At 42.4% G+C, this 203-nt stretch carries 1 tRNA gene; it reads left to right on the forward strand.

Annotated elements, in window-relative coordinates:
- Positions 1–79: 79 nt before the first annotated feature.
- Positions 80–156, forward strand: a tRNA-Met gene (locus SU60_RS20290).
- The last annotated feature ends 47 nt before the right edge of the window (positions 157–203 follow it).

The following is a 203-nucleotide window of genomic DNA, read 5'->3' on the forward strand; positions in this document are numbered from 1 at the left end:
ACATCGAAGGTGGGAATTCCTTTTATAAAAGGGTTGTCACTGAGAGCGTGAGGGTTTATATTGTCTCGCTCAAAAAGATGGCTACGTAGCTCAGCTGGTTAGAGCACATCACTCATAATGATGGGGTCACAGGTTCGAATCCCGTCGTAGCCACCATATACAACGTTATTAACGGTTTTACCAATCACCTTAATAACTACAAA

This window comes from Vibrio mytili, from assembly GCF_000830505.1.
In the GTDB taxonomy this organism is placed as follows: Bacteria; Pseudomonadota; Gammaproteobacteria; order Enterobacterales; family Vibrionaceae; genus Vibrio; species Vibrio mytili.